The sequence below is a fragment of the Veillonella atypica KON genome (genome assembly GCF_002959915.1).
Lineage (GTDB): Bacteria > Bacillota > Negativicutes > Veillonellales > Veillonellaceae > Veillonella > Veillonella atypica.
This window is the reverse complement of sequence record NZ_PPDE01000009.1, coordinates 161,542-186,612: the sequence shown is the minus strand read 5'-3', so window position 1 is coordinate 186,612 and position 25,071 is coordinate 161,542. Positions and strand designations below refer to the sequence as shown.

The 25,071-nt window shown below is 41.1% G+C and carries 24 protein-coding genes; 18 read left to right on the top strand and 6 right to left on the bottom strand.

Features of this window, described 5'->3' with window-relative positions:
• Positions 1-612 precede the first annotated feature (612 nt).
• From rpmH to rsmG, 8 genes are all read left to right on the top strand, one after another.
• Positions 613-747 carry a 50S ribosomal protein L34 gene (rpmH, locus tag VAHSUH02_RS08545; protein WP_004692946.1) on the top strand — a complete coding sequence of 45 codons (135 nt, stop codon included), beginning with the start codon at positions 613-615 and terminating at the stop codon, positions 745-747.
• A 79-nt stretch (positions 748-826) separates the two neighbouring features.
• The gene (gene rnpA, locus VAHSUH02_RS08540) at positions 827-1,174 is read left to right on the top strand and encodes a ribonuclease P protein component (protein ID WP_005375872.1); all 348 of its coding nucleotides are present in this window, start codon (positions 827-829) and stop codon (positions 1,172-1,174) included.
• Positions 1,175-1,295: 121 nt separating this feature from the next.
• Complete coding sequence (gene yidD, locus VAHSUH02_RS08535) at positions 1,296-1,550, top strand: membrane protein insertion efficiency factor YidD (RefSeq protein ID WP_081448442.1); 255 nt, start codon at positions 1,296-1,298, stop codon at positions 1,548-1,550.
• Between the two features lie 172 nt (positions 1,551-1,722).
• Complete coding sequence (locus VAHSUH02_RS08530; RefSeq protein WP_005375962.1) at positions 1,723-2,379, top strand: YidC/Oxa1 family membrane protein insertase; 657 nt, start codon at positions 1,723-1,725, stop codon at positions 2,377-2,379.
• Between the two features lie 8 nt (positions 2,380-2,387).
• On the top strand, positions 2,388-3,173 hold the full coding sequence (jag, locus tag VAHSUH02_RS08525; protein WP_005382817.1) for an RNA-binding cell elongation regulator Jag/EloR: 786 nt from the start codon (positions 2,388-2,390) through the stop codon (positions 3,171-3,173).
• Between the two features lie 269 nt (positions 3,174-3,442).
• Positions 3,443-4,828 (top strand): tRNA uridine-5-carboxymethylaminomethyl(34) synthesis GTPase MnmE, encoded by a 1,386-nt coding sequence (gene mnmE, locus VAHSUH02_RS08520; RefSeq protein WP_005382818.1) that lies wholly within the window; start codon positions 3,443-3,445, stop codon positions 4,826-4,828.
• 148 nt (positions 4,829-4,976) lie between these two features.
• Complete coding sequence (gene mnmG / locus VAHSUH02_RS08515) at positions 4,977-6,848, top strand: tRNA uridine-5-carboxymethylaminomethyl(34) synthesis enzyme MnmG (RefSeq protein WP_005382819.1); 1,872 nt, start codon at positions 4,977-4,979, stop codon at positions 6,846-6,848.
• Between the two features lie 738 nt (positions 6,849-7,586).
• On the top strand, positions 7,587-8,339 hold the full coding sequence (gene rsmG / locus VAHSUH02_RS08510) for a 16S rRNA (guanine(527)-N(7))-methyltransferase RsmG (protein ID WP_005382821.1): 753 nt from the start codon (positions 7,587-7,589) through the stop codon (positions 8,337-8,339).
• 399 nt (positions 8,340-8,738) lie between these two features.
• Here the strand turns inward: rsmG and VAHSUH02_RS08505 are convergent, their stop codons facing one another.
• The 3 genes from VAHSUH02_RS08505 to VAHSUH02_RS08495 all read right to left on the bottom strand — a co-directional run bounded on the left by VAHSUH02_RS08505 (position 8,739) and on the right by VAHSUH02_RS08495 (position 13,153).
• Positions 8,739-9,596 (bottom strand): methylenetetrahydrofolate reductase, encoded by an 858-nt coding sequence (locus tag VAHSUH02_RS08505; protein WP_005375925.1) that lies wholly within the window; start codon positions 9,594-9,596, stop codon positions 8,739-8,741.
• Between the two features lie 111 nt (positions 9,597-9,707).
• On the bottom strand, positions 9,708-12,140 hold the full coding sequence (locus VAHSUH02_RS08500) for a homocysteine S-methyltransferase family protein (RefSeq protein WP_038148700.1): 2,433 nt from the start codon (positions 12,138-12,140) through the stop codon (positions 9,708-9,710).
• A gap of 260 nt (positions 12,141-12,400) precedes the next feature.
• Positions 12,401-13,153 (bottom strand): Vitamin B12 dependent methionine synthase activation domain protein, encoded by a 753-nt coding sequence (locus VAHSUH02_RS08495; protein WP_005382824.1) that lies wholly within the window; start codon positions 13,151-13,153, stop codon positions 12,401-12,403.
• Between the two features lie 399 nt (positions 13,154-13,552).
• On the opposite strand from VAHSUH02_RS08495, the gene VAHSUH02_RS08490 reads away from it, so the two are divergent.
• The 10 genes from VAHSUH02_RS08490 to VAHSUH02_RS08445 all read left to right on the top strand — a co-directional run bounded on the left by VAHSUH02_RS08490 (position 13,553) and on the right by VAHSUH02_RS08445 (position 22,927).
• A complete protein-coding gene (locus tag VAHSUH02_RS08490; RefSeq protein WP_005382828.1) occupies positions 13,553-14,326 on the top strand; it encodes a ParA family protein in 774 nt (257 codons plus the stop codon).
• Between the two features lie 115 nt (positions 14,327-14,441).
• The gene (locus VAHSUH02_RS08485) at positions 14,442-15,353 is read left to right on the top strand and encodes a ParB/RepB/Spo0J family partition protein (RefSeq protein WP_005382829.1); all 912 of its coding nucleotides are present in this window, start codon (positions 14,442-14,444) and stop codon (positions 15,351-15,353) included.
• Positions 15,353-16,630, top strand: a complete 1,278-nt coding sequence (hydF, locus tag VAHSUH02_RS08480) for a [FeFe] hydrogenase H-cluster maturation GTPase HydF (RefSeq protein ID WP_005382830.1) — start codon at positions 15,353-15,355, stop codon at positions 16,628-16,630. The genes VAHSUH02_RS08485 and hydF overlap by 1 nt, the downstream gene beginning before the upstream one ends.
• Complete coding sequence (locus VAHSUH02_RS08475) at positions 16,624-17,145, top strand: DUF4446 family protein (RefSeq protein WP_005382831.1); 522 nt, start codon at positions 16,624-16,626, stop codon at positions 17,143-17,145. Before hydF ends, VAHSUH02_RS08475 begins: the two co-directional genes overlap by 7 nt.
• A gap of 53 nt (positions 17,146-17,198) precedes the next feature.
• Positions 17,199-18,176 carry a M23 family metallopeptidase gene (locus VAHSUH02_RS08470; RefSeq protein ID WP_005382832.1) on the top strand — a complete coding sequence of 326 codons (978 nt, stop codon included), beginning with the start codon at positions 17,199-17,201 and terminating at the stop codon, positions 18,174-18,176.
• A gap of 1,009 nt (positions 18,177-19,185) precedes the next feature.
• The gene (locus tag VAHSUH02_RS08465; RefSeq protein ID WP_005375894.1) at positions 19,186-19,764 is read left to right on the top strand and encodes a cob(I)yrinic acid a,c-diamide adenosyltransferase; all 579 of its coding nucleotides are present in this window, start codon (positions 19,186-19,188) and stop codon (positions 19,762-19,764) included.
• Between the two features lie 42 nt (positions 19,765-19,806).
• Positions 19,807-20,937, top strand: a complete 1,131-nt coding sequence (locus tag VAHSUH02_RS08460) for a hypothetical protein (protein WP_005379449.1) — start codon at positions 19,807-19,809, stop codon at positions 20,935-20,937.
• Between the two features lie 23 nt (positions 20,938-20,960).
• Complete coding sequence (locus VAHSUH02_RS08455) at positions 20,961-21,338, top strand: GerW family sporulation protein (protein ID WP_005379443.1); 378 nt, start codon at positions 20,961-20,963, stop codon at positions 21,336-21,338.
• A 205-nt stretch (positions 21,339-21,543) separates the two neighbouring features.
• On the top strand, positions 21,544-22,002 hold the full coding sequence (locus VAHSUH02_RS08450; protein WP_005375856.1) for an OmpH family outer membrane protein: 459 nt from the start codon (positions 21,544-21,546) through the stop codon (positions 22,000-22,002).
• Between the two features lie 331 nt (positions 22,003-22,333).
• On the top strand, positions 22,334-22,927 hold the full coding sequence (locus tag VAHSUH02_RS08445) for a hypothetical protein (RefSeq protein WP_038149084.1): 594 nt from the start codon (positions 22,334-22,336) through the stop codon (positions 22,925-22,927).
• A 120-nt stretch (positions 22,928-23,047) separates the two neighbouring features.
• Here VAHSUH02_RS08445 and VAHSUH02_RS08440 read toward each other — a convergent pair whose 3' ends face one another.
• The 3 genes from VAHSUH02_RS08440 to VAHSUH02_RS08430 form a co-directional block, all read right to left on the bottom strand.
• Positions 23,048-23,404: an MmcQ/YjbR family DNA-binding protein gene (locus tag VAHSUH02_RS08440; protein ID WP_005384727.1), complete on the bottom strand. Its 357-nt coding sequence runs from the start codon at positions 23,402-23,404 to the stop codon at positions 23,048-23,050.
• A gap of 229 nt (positions 23,405-23,633) precedes the next feature.
• A complete protein-coding gene (locus VAHSUH02_RS08435) occupies positions 23,634-23,921 on the bottom strand; it encodes a cupin domain-containing protein (RefSeq protein ID WP_005384725.1) in 288 nt (95 codons plus the stop codon).
• A gap of 482 nt (positions 23,922-24,403) precedes the next feature.
• Positions 24,404-25,069: a hypothetical protein gene (locus VAHSUH02_RS08430; protein WP_005375832.1), complete on the bottom strand. Its 666-nt coding sequence runs from the start codon at positions 25,067-25,069 to the stop codon at positions 24,404-24,406.
• Positions 25,070-25,071: the final 2 nt, after the last annotated feature.

The following is a 25,071-nucleotide window of genomic DNA, read 5'->3' as shown; positions in this document are numbered from 1 at the left end:
GTGGAAAATAGAACAGGCGTGTACTAATTCAAAATAGGTATGTGTATAGGGTGTACCGAAAAATAGAACAGGCGTGTACTAATTCGAAATAGGTATGTGTATAGGGTGTTTCGGAAAATAGAACAGGCCTGTTCTATTTCAAAAGAGGTGTATGTATGTTGCTCTAAAATAGTAGATTTTGTCTTCCCCGCCAAGGGAAGGTGCGCGCAATCTGTTTCAATAAAAAAACAGGTATTTACTTGTTTGTTTTTAGCGATGCGAAACCGATAGGATGATCTTTGAATGCAATATAATTTGTTTGACGTTTTCATAGTTACAGTAGAATGAGGAAAGGGCCATGATTTTGCAGCGACTTTGGCCCTGCGAAGGCCGCAGGCCGGAGTCAGACCCGGCCGGTGGAGCGAAAAATCATGGTCCTTTCCTCATTACTAAATTATGAAAATATTGGCAGCAAACAAATTATATATTCAAAAATAGTGTGATATCGGTTTCGCACATACTAAAAATGCTAAGAAAACACCTGTTTTTTATTGACAGATTTGCGTTTTCCCTCTATAATTACCCTGTTATGGTATAAGTAAAACAAATATATAACGAGGAGGTGTTTTACTAATGAAACGTACATATCAACCAAATACTCTTTGGAGAAAACGTACCCATGGTTTCCGTGAACGCATGAAAACTATCGGTGGCCGTCTCGTATTAAAAAGAAGACGTGCTAAAGGCAGAAAACGCTTATCTGCATAATATAATGGCTCAGCAAGAGCTTTCAGAAAACTTGGCGCTCTTGCCAAGTTTTTCTATTCTATAGGACTCGGACGATACAATGGATTACCGCTTAGATAAAACGAGACGTATTATAAACAATAATGAATATCGCCTTGTGTATAAGCATGGTAAGTACGAGGTAGGACGCCTATGTGTGTTATATCGTATGCCTGTAGCGAAGCAAAAGACTCGCATCGGATTTGTGACGGGTAAAAAGGTGGGTTGTGCGGTTGAACGCAATCGAGCACGTCGCCTTATGAAAGAGGTATATCGCCTCAATCAGCATCAAATTCGCGAAGGGTATCATATTGTTATCGTTGGACGTGGCCCTCTGAAGGACGCAACCTATGAACGAGCGGAAAAGGAAATACTGTACTTATTGCGTAAAAGCAAGCTCTTAGTATAATCCTATATAGGACCACAAGCATGGACAGCGCTATGCTTTGGTCCTATTCGCGTATTATGAGGTATATGGATTTGGTGGAAATGTCTTAGATACATACGCTAATCCAATCATGGTGAATTCTATGAAAGATACATGTATAACTTTATTAAATCTTATAAAACGAGGGGTTACCTTTGTTTTATGGCTCGTTATTCGCTTCTATCAGATTGCCATTTCCCCTCTCAAACCGGGATGTTGCCGATATTATCCCACTTGTTCCGCATATACACTGCAGGCCATTGAAAAATATGGGCCTTTGAAAGGTAGCTGGCTTGGGCTAAAACGCATTTTGCGTTGTCATCCATTCCACAAGGGCGGGTATGATCCTGTTCCTTAATTTGGTATTGGTGAAAGATAAGACTAGTACAACTTTCACAATTGACATTAGTTTGAGTGAGCACAGTTTTGGAAATACCTGAGCATCTGTATGGATGAAATTTAGACCATACCATAACGATATATGGATGCGCGAAGGAACTCAATTTAGACCTGCACTCGAAGGAGAAACAATGGAAATTTTTAACTATCTAGTTGAATTTATGCGCACACTTGTGACATATGCTTTCAACTTTACTGACATGGTCGGCTTCCCAAGCTATGGGGTGGCTATTATCATCATTACTGTCATTATTAAAGCGATTTTAGCGCCGTTGACAGTAAAACAAATTAAATCTATGAAAGCAATGCAAGAGTTACAACCTCGCATGAAAGAGCTTCAAGAAAAATATAAAAACGACCCTCAACGGTTACAAGCTGAGATGGGCGCTATGTACAAAGAAATGGGCGTAAACCCATTGGCTGGCTGCTTGCCTTTATTGGTGCAAATGCCGTTCTTGATTGCTATTTTCTACGCATTGCAAGGATATCCTTACAATCCTGAATTCGAACATTTCTTATGGCTTCCTAGCCTTGGCGAAGCAGATCCATACTACATTTTGCCAGTATTGAGTGCTTTGTCCACATGGCTTATGTCCCGACAAACTGGTATGGGTGCTAGTGGTGCCGCTGCACAACAACAAAAGATTATGCAAATCTTTATGCCATTGTTCATCGGTTACATTTCCTTGAACTTCCCATCTGGTCTTGTTATTTACTGGATTGTATCCAATGTGTTCCAATTGGTGCAACAACATTTCATTTACAAAGGCTTAGAAGCTAATAAATAGGAGGCACTATGGAATTTATCGATGTATCTGCTAAAACGATTGAAGATGCCATCGCTAAAGGGGTTGCAGAACTTTCTATAGATGGCCGTGAATTGGTAGAAACAAAGGTTATTGAACAACCTTCTAATGGTTTTTTAGGTATTGGACGTAAACCAGCTGTGGTTCGTTTGTTCTATACAATGGTAGCAGCTGCGGCTACGGAAGAAGAAAAAGAAGTCATCGCTGAGACTTCTGATGCTGTGTCGGATGTGCCTGTTGCGACTGATGAACGCGATGTGGCTGAATCTGTTGATGATTCACCGATATCTGTGAAAGCTAAACAAGAGCTTTCAAAAGAAACACAACAAATCATCGCTGAAAAAGGTAAGGAATTCCTTGAAAAGATGTTTGCTCAAATGGGACTTATCGTGATGATTGAAAAGATGTTTACCAGTGATAAAATCACGTTCCAAGTACATGGTGAAGACCTTGGTATCTTGATTGGTAAACACGGTCAAACCCTTGATGCTATCCAATATTTAACGAATTTGGTAGCTCACAAAGAGGTATCTGGCCATTGTCACATCGTGGTGGATGTGGAAAATTACCGTGCTCGTCGTGAAGAAACGTTGATTAATCTTGCAAAACGCCTTGCAGCTAAGGTAAAACGTAACCGTCAAAAGGTTTCCTTAGAACCTATGAATGCATTTGAACGCAAAATCATTCATACGGCGTTGCATGATGATAAACACATCGTCACAGAATCCGCTGGTGATGAACCATTCCGTCACATTGTGATTTCATATAAGAAATAATGATAGTAATGCCTGTATTCCGAGAACCTCCACCGGCCGGGTCTGACTCCGGCCTACGGCCTTCGCAGGGCCAAAGTCGGTTTCGGAATACTGGCATCACTTTTCTAATTTCTAATATAGGTACGGTGGAGGTTTTGGAACACCATCGTTATCGCAATCAATAAGTTATGGTGAAAGCTAACTTAAGGTAATCTTCGCATGGGTAAGATTGGTTTAGTTTAACTTTCACAGGCGAAGAAATTAAAGAGATTCGAAGTACGGAGATTTTTATGTATATAGATGATACAATAGCGGCCATTGCGACGCCGCCCGGCATCGGCGGGGTTGGTATTATTCGGGTCAGCGGTAAGGATAGTTTTCCTATTGTAAATAGCCTGTTCAAGAGCGCTGGCACCGTGCCGTTGATGGACCGCCAAAATAGAACGATTCAATACGGGACTATTGTGGATCCAGCGACGAACAAGATCATCGACGAGGTTCTTGTGTTATTAATGAAGGGCCCTCATTCTTACACCGCAGAAGACGTGGTAGAAATTCAGTGTCATGGCGGTATTGTGCCGGTTCGACAAATCTTGAAATTGCTCGTCAATCACGATGTGCGCATGGCAGAGGCCGGCGAATTTACGAAGCGCGCCTTTATGAACGGACGTATCGACCTCACCCAAGCGGAGGCAATCATTGATATTATTGAAGCAAAAACAGAGGACTCCCTCTCTCTTGCTGTATCGCAGCTGGACGGCACAGTTTCGTCCTTTGTAAAAGATGTGCGTGAACAGCTCATCGCCATGATTGCTCATTTAGAGGTAACTATCGACTATCCAGAAGAGGATATCGAGGATGTAACGAGCCAAGAGGTTCGTGAGCAGCTAGAGCCTATTTTGAAAGCTATGGATGAACTCTTGTCTACAGCGAACACAGGTCGCCTTATTCGCGACGGTATTACGACGGTTATTGTAGGCCGCCCAAATGCAGGTAAATCGAGCCTTATGAACGCTCTCTTGCGCGAAAACCGCGCTATTGTAACGGATATTCCGGGGACGACGCGGGACAGTATTGAAGAATATATGACCGTAGAAGGCATTTCATTGCGCCTCATTGATACGGCAGGTATTCGAGACACACAAGATACGGTAGAAGCCCTCGGTGTGGAGCGTGCTCGCGATTATATCAACAAAGCAGATATCGTGCTCTGCGTTATCGACGGGTCTACCCCATTGACCTCTGAAGAAATCGAAATTTTGACCTCTGTGAGCGGTTTGAATACCATGGTACTCCTTAATAAGTCCGACGTGGCACAAGTCGTTACAGACGAAAATATTGAAGAACACGGTAATTTTACAGCTATCGAACGCATTAGTGCCAAAGACGGCGAAGGCTCTGCAGTTCTCTCTAAATGGGTACAAGAACTCGTCTATGGCGGTCGCGTAAAACAAGACAACAGCGCCATGATTAGTAACGTGCGCCATATCAGCCTCATGGAACAAGCAAAGGCTCAAGTCGAAGAAGCCCTCTCCTCCATCGACATGGGCATGCCTGTGGACTTTGTAGCGACCGATTTGCGCAGCGCCTGGGAACTACTAGGCGACATCACGGGCGATACAATTCGTGAAAGCATGATAGATGAATTATTTAGTAGATTTTGTCTCGGTAAGTAATGTAGATATGGAATGATGGCTTTCAAAAAACGACTTTGGCCCTGCGAAGGCCGTAGGCCGAAGTCAGACCCGGCCGGTGGAGTTTTTTGGAAGTTATCATTCCATATACATTTCAAAATAAGTAATAAATATAAGGAATTCAATAGATATGTATACTGTAGATAATTATGATGTCATCGTCATCGGTGGCGGTCATGCTGGTTGTGAGGCGGCCCTCGCCTGCGCCCGCATGGGTCATCGCACGTTGATGGCGACCATCAGTTTGGATAATATTGCACTTATGCCGTGCAACCCTGCCGTTGGCGGCCCTGGTAAAAGCCATCTTGTGTATGAGCTCGATGCGTTGGGTGGTCAAATGGGTATCAATGCGGATGCTACGGCCATTCAAATGCGTATGCTCAACATGGGTAAAGGCCCTGCCGTGCATTCCTTGCGCTGCCAATCGGATAAAATTAAATACCAACATTTGATGAAACATACTTTGGAAAATACGGATAATCTCAATGTTAAGCAAATCATGGTTACGGAGCTCAAGGTTGAGGATGGCAAGGTAACGGGCATCGTTACTGAGCTTGGCGAATTCTATGGCGCTAAGGCTGTCATTCTTTGTACAGGGACCTATTTGAAAGGTAAAATCCTCATCGGCGATATCGACTATGTAGGTGGCCCAAATGGGCAACGGGTAGCGGAACAATTTTCTCAATCCCTACTAGATAATGGCGTTGAATTGATGCGCTTTAAGACTGGCACGCCAGCCCGCGTAGATAAACGGACGCTTAATATTGAAAATATGGCCGTTCAAGAAGGTGATGCACATCATCATGCCTTTTCCTTTATGGACGAATGGATTAACCGCAACGAAGATGTGTGCTGGTTGACGTATACGAATAAGGAAACGCATGAGATTATTAAAAGCAATATTCATCGTGCTCCTATGTACAGCGGTAAAATTGAAGGTGTTGGCCCGCGCTACTGCCCTTCCATCGAAGATAAGGTGGTGCGCTTTGCCGATAAAGAACGCCATCAATTATTCGTAGAACCAGAAGGAATGGGCACAAATGAAATGTATGTACAAGGCATGAGTACATCCCTTCCTATGGACGTACAATACGCATTTCTTCGCACCATTCCTGGTCTTGAAAACGTCGAAATCATGCGTCCTGCCTATGCTATTGAATACGATTGCTTGAACCCAACACAATTGACGCCAGCCCTTCAAGTGAAACATATTGAAGGCCTCTACTCTGCCGGTCAAGCCAATGGTACATCTGGTTATGAAGAAGCGGCTGCACAAGGCCTCATGGCTGGTATTAATGCTGCTTTATGGCTTGAAGGTAAGGAACCTTTCATCCTTGCTCGCTCCGAAGCATACATTGGCGTTCTCATCGATGATCTCGTAACAAAAGGTACCAACGAACCATACCGCATGATGACGAGCCGTAGTGAATACCGTCTATTGCTTCGTCAAGACAATGCGGACATGCGCCTTACCGAAAAAGGTCGTGAAATCGGCCTTGTGAAAGACGATCGTTGGGCTAAATTTACAGCTAAAAAAGCGGCCATCGAAGAAGGCCTGGAATTGTTGCGCAACACACCTGTCAATCCGTCCAAGGAAACGCAAGCCTTGCTTGAAAGCTTGGGCACAGCCCCTATCAAAACAGGCATCCACGCATATGATTTGGTAAAACGTAACGAACTCTCCTATGCTACCGTAGCTGATGCATTCGATTTGAAACGCTTTACACCTGACGTAGAAGAAGCTATGGATATTGCCATTACCTATGAAGGTTACATCAAAAAGCAAATGGAACAAGTTGAGAAGGTTCGCAAACTGGAAGAAAAAATTCTTCCAAAAGAATGGGATTATACAGAAATTAAAGGTATTTCCCTTGAAGCGCAACAAAAGCTCAACAAAATTCGCCCTCACTCCATCGGCCAAGCCAGCCGTATCTCTGGCGTATCCCCAGCGGATGTGTCTGTACTGTTGATTCAACTAGAACAATACAATAGGAATAAATAGAATATGTGATTACATAGAAAAAGCTAGCTAATCGTTTGATTAACTAGCTTTTTCTGTTATAAGGTTTCCCGTTCCTGATGCTCATTGACTTCGCGACCTTGACTCATATAATCTGGAGTAAATAAGGATAGCCCAAGTTTAAATAAGAACCACATACATTTTTGTTTCATGGGTATCACCTCCTATTGATTGTAGTGTATCTATAAATGATACCATTAGCAAGCTTTATTTTTTATAAATGTAAAAGTGAGTATATACGTAAAAGTTTGTATATTTATATGAATATTTATAAAGTACTTATTATTATACCAGTAAAATATGTACACTAGAGAAATACACTAAGTGTACATTCAGAATAGACAAAATAATCTATATGTGAAGAAAAATTCATAGTGATAAATTATAGATAAACAGTAAAATTTGAATGGTAGAAATAAGATATATAAAATTAGAAAAGGATGTGTTAGAAGGCTAATAAAATAGGTTTACAATTATGAGGCGGTTTAGATGATATAAGATTTTTATGCGTACCTCCTCTTTTTGCACTTTTATTTATATAATAAATGAGAATATATTGAGAATATGGTATAATAGATACAAATATGACTCTTATATTTCGCTTGTATGCTCTTTTTTGAGTGATTTGTATATAATTTATCATAGAAGCACATAAATGGGTCTTACAGCGCGAATAAATGAATTTTATCCTGAATTATATACATATAGTTAGGAGCACCGATGAAAGAAAAATATGATGTGCCTATCGCTAGTGAATCTGAGTTTGTTGAATATATGCTTTCACAAATGGCAACATTTGGATTGTCATGCACGCAGCAGCAAGCAAAAGATTTCTACGTGTACTATGCACGCATGATTGAAACAAATAAATATCTCAACCTGACGGGCATCACCGATATGAAGGAAGTCGTGGTTAAGCATATGATTGATTCCCTATCTTGTTATGATTCGAAAATTATCAAATCTGGGTCCTCCATTATCGACGTCGGAACCGGTGCTGGATTCCCTGGCATTCCGTTGGCCATCTATGATAGAACCTTGCACGTGACCTTGTTTGATTCCCTCAAGAAACGCCTTACCTTCCTTGAGACCGTTATCGACGAATTGCAATTGACGAACTGCAAGACCTTACATGGACGTGCTGAGGATTTGAGTCATCAGGACTATCGTGAAAGCTTTGATATCGCCACAAGCCGTGCCGTTGCGAGATTGCCCATCTTATTAGAATGGACCGTGCCCTACGTTAAACAAGGCGGCTATGTTATCGCCTTAAAAGGTGCTATCTACGAAGAAGAAGTCGGCGAATCTGATAAAGCCCTCAGCACATTAAAAGCATCCATCGAAGATGTAAGAACCGTGACCTTACCGACACTAGACGATAAACGAGCTATCGTGTACATCAAGAAAACAGGAAAAACACCTGGGAAATATCCGAGAAAACCAAAAGAGATAAAGGATAAACCGTTATTATAATATGCTACAATCTTTTTCATTAATGTAAGCAATCTAAAAACACCTTCCAAAAAGCCTCCACCGGCCGGGTCTGACTCCGGCCTATCGGCCTCCGCAGGGCCAAAGTCGTTTTTTGAAAGGTGTTTTTAGATTAAACTATATGTTATAGGTAACAATAAATAGGAAAAGATTGTAGCATATTAACACTAACGGCTATATCGGAAACAAAACAGGGAACAAATCTATTTTGATTTGTTCCCTGTTCTTTTAAGATTTGCATATTATTGATCACGTTTTTGCTTAATTATAGAATAAAGAAGCCCCCAATAGCCTCCTAAAAATGACTTCGGGTCCCGCTTTAGCGCGATAGCGTGTCATTTTTAGGAGGCTGTTGGGAGCACTTTTGCTGTTATTTAAGATTTACACGTGATCAATAATATGCAAAGTCGTATCTATATCATTAAGCGGCATGATATGTACGCCTGCAGCGATTTTCTTGATTTGTTCCAAGGTTTCGATGGCGATTTCTGTACCCGCTTCTTTTCCGCCTTTTTCTACGCGGTCTAGAATGTCTTGGGTAAGGTTGATTCCAGGTACTTTTTCATGAAGGTATGTTGCCATTTTAAAGCTTTTAAGAGGAATCAAACCAAGCATAATAGGTACATTGAATTCAGACATTTTGTCGATATAGCGTTTAGCTTGTTCTAAATCATAGATAGGTTGTGTTTGCACGAAATGGGCACCATTTTTGATTTTAGCAGCTAGTTTTTGACGTTCGATTTCTAAATCAGGAGCACCGGGATTACCTGTAGCGCCAATGTAGAAGTTCGTAGGTTCATCGAGGTCGTTACCTGCTAAATCTTTACCGCTGTTCAATGTTTTAGCAATATTTAGTAAGCCCATGCAATCCACTTCAAATACGGATTGTGCGAATGGATGGTCGCCATGGTCTGGCTTATCGCCTGTCAGTGTCAAAATGTTATTAACACCAAGTGCTGCAGCACCGAGCAGTTCGGATTGTAAGCCTATGATGTTGCGATCACGGCATGTGAGGTGGAAAATCGTTTCGATGCCTTCATTATGTTGCAATAAATAGGACAAGGAAATAGGGCTCATGCGCATTTTAGACATAGGGCTGTCCGCAATGTTTATGGCATCAACCTTGCCTTTTAGGCGCGCTGCTTGTTCAAAAACCTTTTGAGCAGAACTGCTTTTAGGTGGGTCCAATTCAACGGTGATGGTGAACTGGCCTTTTTGGTGTTTCTCACGTAATGTCATCATATACCTCTTATCTATTCTATGTATGGTGAAAGCCTCATATGCGTTATGTGAGCATTATTTGGGGCTTTCACCATGAGTATTACCTATATTATATGCCTGGATTAGCCATTATTTCAAAGTTTCAAAGAAATCGTTCGCGTGGTTTACAGCCGCGATACCATCCTTGGCGTAAATATCTGCGCCCGCTTGGTCAGCGTAATCTTGGGATACTACGGCGCCACCAACCATGACCTTCGTTTTAAGGCCGGCTGCACGAATAGCAGCGATGGTATTGTCGATTTGAGGCATTGTGGTCGTCATCAAGGAACAAATGCCTACGAGGGCCGCCTTGTTGTCCTTAATGGCTTGTACGATGACCTCAGGGTCAACATCCTTGCCGAGATCGACGATTTTGTAACCATTATTTTCAAGTAAAGCGGCTACGATATTTTTGCCTAAATCGTGAATATCGCCCTTAACAGTGGCTACAACAACGGTTCCTTTATCTAAACTGTCGCTGGCTGGAATGATTTCTTTGATAGTGTTGAAAGCAGCTTGCATCGTTTCCGCAGCGAGCATAACTTGTGGCAAGAATAATTTACCAGAGCCAAACTTGTCCCCTACTACGTTCATGGCTTCTGAAAGCCCTTTTTTCGTAATATCCAATGGATCCATGCCGTCAGCTAATGCTTTTTTTACAAGATCAACAATGGCTTCCTTTTCGCCTTGTTCTACACAAGCGCGGATATTGGCTAATGGGTCGTTGCTATCAAAGGATGCTTTATCTGGACCTTTTGGCGCCGCATTGCCTGGCGCTGTTGCTTCGTCTTCGTAGCCGTATTCTTTAATGAACTCGGCAGATCCTGGATCCCAACCAAGAAGTGTGGAGCTTGATACGAATGCCTTTTTAGCGGCGTAGTTAAGTGGGTTCATAATTGGCGTAGTTAAGCCTGATGCGAGTGCCATTGTTAAGAACTGACCGTTTAAGTATGGACGTTGTGGCATACCAAAAGAAATATTGGATAGGCCCATAACTGTTGGGAAACCAAATTTTTCTTTATATAAACGCAATGTTTTTAGAGTTTGTCGTGCACTATCTTCCCCACTAGCAAGTGTTAATACCAATGGATCGAGTAAAAGGTCATGAGGTTGTAAATCATAGTTATAAGCGCGATTTACGATGCTTTCAGCTAAAGCGACACGGTCCTCTGCTTTTTCTGGTAAATCACCGCTGGAAAGTGGCAAACAAAGTAATGCAGCACCGTAGCGTTTAGCCAAAGGCATAACATGTGTGATTGACTCCTCTTCTCCATTTACAGAGTTGATAAGGGCGCGGCCTGGATAGTTTTTAAGGGCTACCTCCATGGCTTTAGGATCCAATGTATCGATGGATAATGGCGTTTCTACAAGCATGGATAATTCGAAGATGGCTTTTTCCATCAAAGGTGTTTGATCCATACCGGCTACCCCCATATTCACATCGAGGATATCTGCACCTGCTTCTACTTGGTCTAAGGCATCGCGTTTTACACGAATGAAAGAACCGTCCCGTAGTTCTTGAGCGAGCACCTTACGGCCTGTTGGATTGATACGTTCGCCGATAATCAATGGCTTTACATTATGACCTAATTCAAGCAATTTTGTACGACTTGTAATCACCGTTTTTGGTTCAATATGAGCACGTTCCTTAGGCGTATGTGCTTTCACAGCGTCAGAAATTGATTGAATATGCGCTGGTGTTGTACCACAGCAGCCACCTACATAACTTGCACCAGCATCAACAATTGGAATCATCAATGGGCCCATGTCTTCTGCTGAAAGCGGAAATACCGTTTGCTTGTTAATGAGTTGTGGCATACCGGCGTTTGGTTGGCAGATGATTGGTAAATTAGTAACACTAGCGATTTTTTCAATAAGCGGTGTGATTTGTTCAGGTCCAAGAGAACAGTTAATACCGATGATATCGGCCCCCATTGCCTCTACGATAGTTGTGGCAACCTCTGGAGGTGTACCAGTGATGGTACGACCGTCTTCACTGAAAGAAAATTGACAGATAATTTGTACATCTTCTTTAGTCTTACCTGCTGCTTCACGAGCATCCAAAGATGCTAATAGAGCGGCACGCATTTCTTGTACGTCGATAATCGTTTCGATAATGATGAAATCAACGCCGCCTTCAATCAAAGCCTCTGCTTGTTCTCTATATGTATCATAAATAGAATCAAAGCTCATATTACCTAATGGTTGTAAAAACCGTCCTGTAGGGCCCATAGAACCGGCTACACGAGCGGATGGCTTGAACTCTGCAATTGCTTCTTTGGCAACCTTTACAGCTGCTATATTTATTTCTTTTACACGATCTTGTAAATCGTAATCTTCTAATTTAAGGCCGCATGCGCCAAATGTATTAGTAGTAATTACATCACTACCATGTTGTAAATATTGTGCGTGGATATTTTTTACCACTTCTGGTCGTTCCACGTTAAATAATTCTGGGCAATAACCCTCTTCTAGGCCTGCTGCTTGGAGCATTGTACCCATAGCGCCGTCAAAAATGTACATGTGAATCATCCTTTATATATTGAAATGTAGGTCACCAAGGACATTCGCCCTCCACCGCCTTAACGGTCGTCGGCCAAGGGCCTCGACCTAGCAAAGTCGGGCTCAGAACCTTGGTGACCTACATTTCAATTACTAATACTATAAATGAATTGTTTCACGTGAAACATTTTTGATTGCACATGGGTACAATGGTACAGAATGGGTACAATGGTACAGATGTACAAGGTAATGTTTCACGTGAAACATCGTGTGTTAAAATTTTATTCTGTTGGTTGTGCTTTCATAGCTATACCAGATGCTTCGGCTGTTGTTTTGCTTGTTTCTGGTTTTGTAGCTGCTGCTTTTTCTGGAAGTTTTCTTGATTGACAATCTTTTTGTGAGCAAGAGCTACAACCGCGTTTTGTTGTCAAGCATTGATCTCCTGGCATCAAACCGATAATAGCTGTTACGGATTTTCTTGGAAATAATAAGAAGTTTTCTGTAACTTGTAGTCCGATTTGTTCGGTTTTGATGATTTTACCAAGTTGTGGTTGAATTTCTAAAGGCCAGTTGCCATAGCCTGGGCTAAAACGCCATGTAGGTGCATAACCTTGTTTCTTAGCAATGTTATTGATTACCTCGTTAACTTGGTCAGCCACTTGTTCAACTGCAGTTGTTGCAGCTGCATCTAGTAAGAGACCTACGGTGTAGTTGCCTTGTTTGAATAGCTGTTCGCTACGTCTTTCAACGTCTTCGCCGACTGTAACACCTAGCACATACACCTTTGTAGATTTTTCAAGATGTTTTTCAATGATGGAGCCTTCAATTTTGAGCGGCGGATTACTTAAAATAACTTTATTTTCTGCATCGTAATCATATTCTTGGTAGACACCTTTTGGCGTCGCTAATAATTGGATTTCTTTACAAGCTTCATCGACGAATTTTTCTGGAAAATCTTCGGCATGACGAAGTCCTGCATATCGCTTTACTTCATCCTTGTTGATGACGGGAAGCATTCCGTTATAAATGGGCATGTGAAACGCCTCCTTTAAAAATAAAATAGATTGTATGGTTAAAATGTTAAACCTATTAAAATACTGTCTTTTATAAGTATAAATATATCTATATATACTGTAAAGGTCATAGCTTCATATAATTTATTAAGGTGCGTCCATAGAAAAAAGTTATACGTAAACATTTTATACCTAATAGTGTAAATCAATTAAGTGATAACACATAATCAAATAAATTTATAAGCTCATATATCATGTTGGTGAACATATGTTTTTGGAATGTTTCACGTGAAACATTCTTATTTGTTATTAGATTTTATTTGAAAAATGATGGTCATACCTATAAAGTTCTATTTCTTTTGCGTGCCCTATGTTATAATGAAATGAAATATTTTTGAACGTAAAGTTGAGGTGAATTTTGTGGGCAAAGTAATAGCGATTACTAATCAAAAAGGCGGTGTAGGCAAGACTACAACATCTGTTAATCTCAGTGCTTGTTTAGCTGATGCAGGTAAAAAGGTGTTATTAATAGATTTGGATCCGCAGGGTAATGCTAGTTCTGGATTAGGTATTGAAAAAGATGATTTGGAATTATGTATTCACGATGTGTTGATAGATGGCGAAGACATTGCTAATGTTATTCAACCTACAATGCTTTCAAAGCTTTTTGTAGCGCCTGCAACGATTCAATTGGCTGGTGCTGAAGTAGAATTAGTAGGGATTGTTTCACGTGAAACAATTTTGAAAAAATCCATTGCTTCTGTACGTGATGAGTATGATTTTATCATCATTGATTGCCCGCCATCTCTTGGTTTACTAACATTGAATGCTTTCACAGCGGCTGACAGTGTTTTGATTCCAATTCAAACTGAATTCTATGCCTTGGAAGGTGTTAGTCAACTTGTTAAGACGATTACAATCGTGCAACAAACTTCTAATAAAGACCTTGTAATTGAAGGTGTGTTACTCACTATGTTTGATGGACGTACTAATTTGTCTGTCCAAGTGGCAGATGAGGTAAAATCGTTCTTTGGTACTAAGGTGTATAAAACAATTATTCCTCGAAATGTTCGCCTCAGTGAAGCACCAAGTTATGGGGAACCGATTATTGTGTATGATTCGAAATCAAAGGGTGCAGCTGTTTACACTAAATTAGCTAAAGAGGTTATTCGAGATTCTAAGAAAACGAAATAATTGGTATAGAATAGACTAAATAAATATGATTATGTAATGTAAGCACAAACTGTATATTGGTTTGTGCTGCATTTTATATATGCGGTGTGAAAGTACTAATAGATTGGGGATTATTATGGCGATGAAACAGAAAAAGGAACGAAAAACATTAGCAACAATGATGGGAGAGCAGTCCATAGAGACGGCTTTACCTGAACGTGAAGTTCACGAGTTGCCTATAGGGGATGTAATTCCTAATGAGGATCAACCACGTAAGAATTTTGATGAACAAAGTTTAGCTACTTTGGCTGAGTCCATTAAGAATCTAGGCATTTTTCAACCAATCGTCGTTCGCAAGCAAAAGGATAAATACCAAATCGTAGCCGGTGAGCGCCGCTATCGCGCGGCATTGATGGTGGGCCTAGAAACAGTACCTGTAGTTGTAAAAAATTATAATACAGAGGAAATGACAGAAGTCGCTTTGGTAGAAAATCTCCAACGTGAAGGCTTGGATCCTATTGAAGAAGCTTTGGCGTATCAAGGTTTGATGAATACGTATAAGCAAACTCAGGAGATGATTTCTGCACGCCTTGGACGTAGCCGTTCATATATTGCCAATATGATGCGCCTTTTGAAATTAGCTGCATCTGTTCAAAAAGATTTAATTGAAGGCGATTTAACTGTTGGTCAAGCTCGACCTTTGTTGGCTCTACGTAGTGCAGCGCAACAAGTAGAAGCCGCAGAGCGCATTAAAGAGGGCGAGTTAAGCGCTCGTCAAGCAGAACAGCTTGTGAAAGCCATGATGTCTAAAAAGACTAAGTCTAAAGACACTACAGAGCCACATGATACAGCTGAGGTTCGCGCATTGGTAGATCGTTTAAAATTGAGCCTAGGTTCTCCAGTATCTATTAAATTTAGAGCTGGTAAGAAGGTACAAGGTAAAATTGAAATTGCCTTTAGCTCTGAAACTGAATTAGAACGTCTTATTGCATATATGGATGCTCAGGAGAGCACAGAACATGAAGAAACAATGGAGTTTCGCGTATAATGGAACAAACACCAAAGGCGAATCGCATACACATCGGCTTTTTTGGACGTTGTAATGCGGGTAAGTCGACCTTAATTAATATGCTAACGGATCAACCAGTATCCCTTGTGTCTGAAGTGGCAGGTACTACGACCGATCCCGTTAGCAAGTCTATGGAAATATTGCCTCTAGGCCCTGTGGTCATTACCGATACGGCGGGTATTGACGATACATCGGAACTGGGCGCTCTCCGCATTGAAAAATCCGAAGAAATTATCAAAAAAATCAATCTCGCTGTCTATGTGTTGCGTAATGATGAAGCGCCCACTGCTGATGATATGATGTGGCTTAATAAGTTGAAACAAAACAATGTGCCTATCGCATTATTCATCAATGAAATTAACGCTTTTGATAGTGAAAGCACTCATGATAATGATAGCAATGGTAATGATACTAACCTAAATTATGTAGATACATATCCCGATTTGTCCGCTATTGCCACTGTCGTAGGCTCTACGGATTTTACATCGAATCGGGATCGTCTTACATTGCTCGATTTGCTAGGAGGGTTAACACCGCTTGATGTAGAAGGCGAGCAATCTTTATTACAAGGGTTAGTTGATCCAGGGGATACTATCATTTTGGTATGTCCTATTGATTCGGCGGCGCCAAAGGGTCGTCTAATCTTGCCTCAGGTTCAGACAATTCGTGAGATTTTGGACCATAAAGGCCTTGCCTTGGTGTGCCAAACAGAAGAGCTACCGACCATGCTCAATAAGCTTTCACAAAAACCAAAACTTGTCATCACCGATTCGCAAGCCTTTGAAGCGGTGAATGCGTTGACGCCTGCGGATATTCCATTAACATCATTTTCAATCTTAATGGCTCGGTTCAAGGGAAAATTGCAGGATTTAGTAACGGGGGTGAAAGCCCTTAACAACTTGAAACCTGGTGCGCGTGTGCTCATCAGTGAGGGCTGCACACATCGTCGCCAATGCGATGATATTGGAACCGTTAAAATTCCGATGTGGCTTAAAAAGAAGGGGCATACGGATCTACAGCTTGAATTTACCAGCGGTGGTGCGTTCCCTAAGGATGTGAGCAGTTATGATCTTATCATCCATTGCGGGGCTTGTATGTTGACGCGTCGTGAGGTGTTACGGCGCATTGATTGTGCCGTTATGCAAGGTACGCCTATTGTGAATTATGGTGTACTTATTGCGTCATTACATGGTATACTAGAACGTGCTATTAGTCCGTTTATGGACGAATTAGATAGAAAGGGTTTTGAATGTTAGAATCTATACAACCCTATATCGGTGTATTAGGATGCGTATTAGCCGTTATTTTATTGGTATATTGCATTATCCTACACATTAGATTAGGGAGCTTAACGAAGAAGTTCAATTTCTTCATGCAAGGTGAAAATGGGGCTAGCCTAGAACGTAAACTTTCAGTAGAAATCACTGAAATTCGCGAGGCTGCAAAGGGATTGCAGGATATGATTGAGGAACAAACTCAAATTCGCAATATTCAAGGCAACACATTGCAAAAAATCGGCTTTAAGAAGTATAATGCATTTGATAACATCGGCAACGATTTGTCCTTTGCCCTTACATTGCTTGATGGCAATAATAATGGGGTTTGCATTTCCAGTATCTATGGCCGAAATGACTCTCGTATTTTCAGTAAACCGATTGTGAAAGGTAAAAGTCTCGTTAATCTTTCACAAGAGGAATTAGAAAGTTTAAATGAAGCGCTTGGGGAACGTACGAATGAGGAAGCGTTAGCAAGCGTTATCCATTCTCAATAGCCAAATCGCCTTGTCGTGTTCATATAGGACGCACATGCATGATGAGTTGAGGAATGATTAAAAGTAAGGAAGGCATTTTGAAAGTACCAAGTATTTTGAGTTCTGTAGTGTCTCAGAATGGTGATAATTGCACCATTACATTGAGTCATAAACAAGCGAAGATTGTAGCTGTAGTGGCCGTAATCTTATTTGTAGCAGCACTTGTTTTATCCATTTGGGGCATTGCACGACAAGCAGAAATCGTTCAATTGCGTCAACAAACACAATTGCAAACAGAACAACTAAAACTGTTACAACAAAAAACAGAAGTTTTGGATAAGAAAATCCAAAACTTAAATCAAATTAGTGAAGAAAACAAACAAATGTTGAAGGGTGCTGAGTCCGGCACACCATCTAAAGGTGGTAGCGATGGCTCTGACCCAAAGCAGGAAGCCGCTAGCGATGAGATTAGTCCCACGCTAAGTGCGGCGCAACTTTCAGCAAGACTATCTAAATTAGATAAGGATGCACAAAAATTATTGGTTAGCTTCTACACGATGCGAAACATTTTGCGCGATGGTGGGGCTCAAGACATCGCTGCATTGCAACAATTGAACTACACCACAGGTTCTGGTGGATATACGAATAGTACAACGCCAAGCATCTGGCCAAGTAAGGGTGTTATTACATCCCCTTATGGCACTCGTGTCGATCCTGTGACCGGTGCTGCTAGCGCATTTCACGAAGGTGTTGATATCGCTGACGATTACGGCACACCTATCGTTGCTACTGCAGCGGGTACCGTAACATTTGCAGGCTACACCGAAGGAGGTTATGGTAACCTCGTAGAAATCGATCACGGTAACGGATTTGTGACTCGCTATGGCCACAATAGCGCCGTTCTCGTTACACCGGGCATGACCGTAAAACAGGGCCAAGTCATCGCCCTTATGGGCAGCACTGGTAAAAGTACTGGTGCACACGTACACTACGAAGTACGGATTAATGGGTCCGCGGTAGATCCCATGGTATTTTTGCCAATTAGTAATTAAATATGCTATAAGACGGGATACCCCCTGTTCGAAAGCCGACACGCTACTGCGCTTACGCGGAGCCCGAAGTCGTTTTCGAACAGGGGGTATCCCTTTTGGCGTATTACTAATTACTAAACTGGCGGGAGTGGGGAAGCTACTGCGCTTACGCGGAGCCCGAAATCATTTTCAGAAGGGGTCTATCTTTTTTCTATCTAAATTTAGTTGACTAATTGGCATAAAATACCATTGTACAACTTAGCATAAGGGAGAGCTCGAAGTCGTTTTCGAACAGGGGGTATCCTTTTTGGCGTATTACTAATTACTAAACTGGCGGGAGTGGGGAAGCTACTGCTCTTCGCGGAGCCCGAAATCATTTTCCGGAGGGGTCTATCTTTTTTCTATCTAAATTTAGTTGACTAATTGGCATAAAATATCATTGTACAATTTAGGATAAAGAAGTGTACGAGATTGGCTTATATATGCCTTATAAAAAATTAGAACATGAGTGTTCTAATTCTGACTACCTAATATATGTGCCCTAAAAAATAGAACAGGCGTGTACTAATTCTGGGGACCTAGTATATGTGTCTTAAAAAATAGAACAGGCCTGTTCTATTTTTTAAGACACATTATAAGGAATCTATCTAACAAGTATTCATTACATCTCTTCCCAAACGGCTGGGTTGGTAGTAATTCATATACCATAATTGCTACGATTACTGTATAAGGGATGGAATAGATATCCTTTTTGTGAATTAAGGCAGGTAATAAATCTGTTCCTCATATATGATTTGTATACTAATAAAAAGGGTTGAGGGGCCTGAAAAAACGACTTTGGCCCTGCGAAGGCCGTAGGCCGGAGTCAGACCCGGCCGGTGGAGTTTTTTCGGGACCCTCATCCCTTATGTTTATGTATGTAATTGTAATAAGGAACAGATTTTTATGTATTATATTGCATAATAAGGATATCTATTCCTTTTCGTCTATAAATATTGTACAATTATGGTATATGAACGGAGGTATATCTATGAAGGCCTATGTACAAGTTTATACCGGCGAAGGCAAGGGTAAAACGACGGCTGCGATCGGCCTCGCTATACGAGCTATAGGCGCTGGCAAAAAGGTTTTATTTTTACAGTTCATGAAGTCTAAAGTGTATAGTGAACATAATATTTTACCGACCCTCAAAAATATTACATTAGAAACTGTAGGTAAACCGTTTTTTATCATCAAGGAAGGCATGAAGAGCAAGGATGAGCTCGCCAAATGGGGTGATGAGGTGGTTGTATTTGAATCGGGAAATCCGCCTAAGGATTATGTAGCGCTTATTGAAAAGGGCTATGAACGCGCGTTAGAGGCTGTATCTAGCGGCGACTATGATTTGGTGGTTCTCGACGAATATAACATGGCTTTGTTCTTTGAACTCATTGATTGGAAAAAAACGGAGGCTCTATTAGAGGCTCGTAATCCGGAAACCGAAGTGGTGTTTACGGGGCGCGGGGCACCGCAAGAACTTCTTGATGTGGCCGATCTTGTGACGGAAATGAAGGAAGTTAAGCATTATTACATGCAAGGTGTAATGGCTCGCAAGGGCATTGAAAATTAGAGTATACTTTCACAAATCCCATAACCTAAGGAGGTGATGTGGTTGAGTATAGTCGCTATTGTGGCACTCGTCGTAGTGCTTCTCATCGTAGCGCTGATCATGATTATCCTACTAACGCCAATCACATATAGCATCGAATGGAACGGCAGGACGCCGTACCGCGTAGAATTGTCGGTTAAATGGCTGTGGCGCGTATTGTCGCTGCATCTCGCATATTTTCAGGGCAAACCATTTTTTAAACAACTGTATGTATTAGGTATGCAGAAAATAGGCCCTGTGAAAGAATACGATGAATGGATTCAACAACGGGTTGATGACGAATATCAGAAGGCTGTTGACGAATTTGAAAATGATCCGATGGCTGCGCAGGCGGAAGCGATGATGAAAGCCATGCAAGGTGATGGCCAGGGCGGTACTGAACCGACTGAGCCGACGACCGTTGGTGCTTCTGGTGAAAGCCTAGATGCTACGCGCAGTGCAGGGCAAACATCAGATGCACAAGGTAAACAGGTTCGCGTTGAACGTGTTGATACATCTAAGGGTGATAATAAGGGTGCTGAAGCGCGGGCTGCACAATATGATTCAATTCGCGATAACCCGACGATGAAACCTGATGATGAAGTGGTAGAAAAGGTTACTTTCAATAGTGATGGCACCGTAAAAGAGAAGGTATTTACGAAAATAGACGGCTTGAAAGATAGCGTAAAATCGCGCTTTCAAAAACCAGATCCTAATGATCCGGTGGCTAGCTTTAAATCGAAAATCCCGACCTTTTGGTTCATGAAACATGTGACGAATACGGAATTGTGGCGTCAATTGTTGCTTGTTTCTAAGCGGTGTTATGACCATTCTAAACCACGAGATATCGCTGTAGAAGGGCGTATCGGCATCGGTGATCCTTTTAAGGGTGGCATGTTTGCTTCGATGTTGTACAGTATTTGGCCTGAACAGGCTGAACATATCGAGATTGATTATTTGAATTGGCATTTAGAAGGTAGCGGCCACATTAAAGGGCGCATTATTCTAGGCGCATTGGCATGGCACGGCACGCGATTCGTGCTTTCACAACCAATGCGTGCACTCATAGCTGAAACGGTCAAGGTCGTTTGGGTTAAGCGCAAAGAAAAGAAAGAATTAGAACGATTGAAAGCGGAACAAGCCGCTAACGCATAGTTGACATCAGTGGAGGTACTACGATGGAGAACAGTAACGTAAAAGAAAATTTAGAAGTCCTTTTTGAGAAGTTCAAAAATATGATTAAGGTGGAAACTGTAGTCGGTGAAGCGGTGCAAATCGGCGATACTACATTGGTTCCATTTGTGGACGTAACATTTGGTTTCGGCACTGGCACAAACCACAATACATCTGGCAAGAACCATGAATGTGGCGGCGGTGGCGGCGGCGCTCGCATGGAACCAAGCGCTGTGCTCGTGATCAAAGGCGAACGCATCGAGTTGTTCAACATTAAAGGCAATCCTTACAGCAATAGCTTTGATCGCCTTATCGGCTTGGTGCCTGACCTCGTGTCTAAATTGAAATCCGATAAATATATCTATCTTAATGACGAACAATAATAGATAGTAAATTTTTAATAAGGGTTCATGATGAATTCATGGGCCCTTATTATTATTTAATAGTATACAATTTAATTATTAGATGCTATATCTCATCTATGATTTTTGAGGGTTTTTACTTGTGAAAGCAAGTTAGATTTGATATAGTAAAAATAGTGCATTACATGTTTGTGTAATGAAACTTTACTGTTCAGGAGGATCTCAAATGAAATTAACTAAAAAATTGACAACATTGGCTATCGTTGGTGCTATCTCCGCTACCACTGCTGTGGCAAGCGCTGCTAACATTGGTTTAGTGCAAATGAGTCAAGTTGTAAATAGCTATCCTGGTTACGGTGCACTCGACATGAAAATGCAACAAGTAGATGCACAATACCGTCCACAAATTGAAAAGAAAATGCAAGAAATTGACAAAATTAAAGATCAAGCTCAAGCAGAAGCAGAATTCAATAAATCCGTAGCTCCATTGTTACAAAAAGAAAATGACGAAGTGAATAAAATTGCACAACCTATGATGCAAAACATTCATAACGCTATCGAATCCGTTCGCGTTGAAAAGAAAATGGACGTTGTATTAGACGACCCATACACAATCCGCGCAGCTGATGCAAATAGTAACGTTGAAAATATTACAGATGAAGTAATTAAACGTCTAAAAAAATAATATCTTATCTAGCGTTTTAACGTGTGGTAAAAGGGATACCCCTCTGAAAGCCTCCACCGGCCGGGTCTGTTCCTTCGGAACAGGGCCAAAGTCGTTTTCAGAGGGGGATCCCTTTTTTCGTTAATCTCTTTGGATAAAATATTATTTTTTTAGACTGTAGGGGAAAAGGAGCAAGTCGTTTTTCGAGAGGGGGCTGTTTTCCCTATCAGAGATAGATATTAATTTTTTTAGACTAAGAAACAGAGGGGACGCAGGGTGTTTTGTGTTGGTTGGTTTGTTATGGTATGGTATGATTTAGTTGTAATTGAGGGCGGCGAAGGAGGTTTTGTAGATGTCTTTTATGCAGGTTTGTTGGAGTTTGATGCGGTATCCGCGGTCTAAGGGGATTCCGTATATTATGGAGAATGGTACGTTTGATCAAGCTCTAGTTTTTATGTTGCGTTTGTTTGGCATTATGCTTGGTTTGTCGGTGGTGGAAAATGGTATCATATTTTTTATCACGCCTGCGACCATGCTAGATACGATTGTATCGATTTTAGGTTTTATTTTTGCCTGGTTTTTCCTAAAAGGGCTTTGGTTGATATTGGTCTATTTTTATGTGAAAGCCACTAGTAATCGTGATCTTATGTTTAAGGATACGTTCATGGCCGTTTCGTATGCGATGGCCTTTGATTTACCTATAACCGTATTGTCCTTACTCGGTGCGGTACTTGTTATTATATTGAGCCTTGCTGGAGCAGGTATGATTGCGTTTGGTGTTCAATTTATTTTAGGCCTCATTACGTTTGTATTGGCCCTATATTATATACTTTGTTCACTTGGATTATACCGCCAAATGTTAAAGACCACATCAATGCATATTATTATCATTGCTATTGTATATACTGTACTTTTAATAAGTGCATCTATGATGTTACGAGTATAGGTGAAAGTTATTTCATAAATATTAAACAATACAATACGTGAAAGCAAAAAAACGAGCTTAGAATAAATCCAGGCTCGTTTTATTTTATGTGCTAAATGGGCAGATAAAGAATTTAGTATTTTATTTAGTCAATCGATAGCTCATGTCGAGGAGCATTTTTATTTTTTCAGTAGGCACAGAGCCATCCAAAGAAACGGTTAGCCAATTGGCCTTATTCATATGATAGGCTGCATATATGCCTGGTTCCTTACGAAAGGCACCAATCATGGTGGGCTCGCATTTGATGTTTAACACATCGATAGGCCGAATGTTTGACCATCCTAATTTATCGGTAGTAATATTCATGACTAGGGCGAACCATTTATGATTACTTTGATGGCGGTACACCTTGTAATGCGGGAACTGCGTCCAAGGAGTATTGGTGGTAGTATCCTCAAATTGATTGTGAATATAGGTTTCTAAATCTTCGCGTGTCATGTAAATCCTTCTTTCTCTCTTACATAATTAGTATATTCTCTTATGAAAGCAACTGCAAGCGATAATAATATATTCTATAGAAATACAGTTATGAAATTAAGATATTAGGACTAAGAATGTAAAAAAACACCTATATATGGTAATAGTTACTGTTTTATATAACTTACCACTTATAGGTGTTTTTTATATATAGACACTAAGGAGAGGAGGAGGTCATATCTATATAATCTTATTCAGGTTTATGAACGAGGTTTACGATGAATTCGCTATCTTCAACAAGCGTTGCTTGAATGTAGTTATCGCCATTAAATTCGAGAACTTCACCCGGTACGAGTACATGTTCTTCTGTTTCGTTAAGGAATACTTGAACTGTGCCCTTAACAACAGTAAAGATAACATTGGCTTCAGGATGATTATGTTTTTCTACCTTTTCACCTGCTTTGCCACCTTTTTTTACGATTACGTAGTTAGAGCCTTGGAATAATAAACCTAGATCTTTTTTTACTGTGCCTGCCATGATGCTGCACCTCCTATATTTGAAAGTATATGAGTAATGATTTACCTTATGGTTCTATTATAACTGATATTTCTTATCAATTCTGTGTCTATAGCTACACTTTTATAAGGAATTTTAAAATAGAACAGGCCTGTACTATTTTTAAGACACATATACTAGGTCCCTAGAAATAGAACACGCCTGTTCTATTTTTTTAGACGCATATATTAGGTGCCTGGAAATAAAACAGGCCTGTACTATTTTTTTTAGACACATATACTAGATCTCCAGAAATAGAACACGCCTGTTTTAATTTTTTAGACGCATATATTAGGTGCCTGGAAATAGAACACGCCTGTTCTAATTTTTTTAGGCACATATATTGGATCATTAGAAATAAAAAACGCGAGTGTAAAATTTTACACCCGCGCTTTCGTTCGTTTTTTGCACGTTTTCGTCCATTTTCAGTCGTTTTTCGTCCGTTTTAGCGAACGAAATGGTATTTATTTTTTAGCGATTGTATATAATCGGGTGCCATTGTCTTCGGTGGTGATAAGCTCGAATTCAGGATCGATAGCTTTCACAAAGGCCTCAAACCATGTTTGGTATGCGAGCATCATGAATTTAGGATCAACACCTGCAGTGCGCCAGTAGCCAGCTTGTAAGCGGTGATCGCCGACCCATGTGAAACGGTCAGCGCTGTCCTCAACGATTTGGTCGCCGCCGTCGCAAGGCATGCCGTTTACATAGAAGTTTTGAAGGGCATTGTAGATGGCTGGCGCCGTATGTTCTTCGAGGCTATCTTGGGCCACAACGCCGCATGCTTGACCTTGTACAGCGAAGGCATCGAGAATAGCGGTTACTACGTGAATAGCATTTTCATCAGCATTTGTATCGAGCATGTCTTTGATGAAAGCCGCTTCGCGGACGGATGCTATGTTGATTTGGTTGGAGAGCCAACCGTGAATGTTGTTGTGGTCGATAATGTTTTCCAATGGAATGCTAGGGTTAATTGGTTCGCCGTATGTATCTACGGAGATGGAATGCAATTCCTCAGCAAGGTCATCTACGACCTTTGTCGTTTTTTCAAGAATTAAGTTTTCACGCTCTACGAGCAATTGGATTTTGCGGTATAACCAGTAGTGAATGTGGCCTAAAAATGCGGACATGT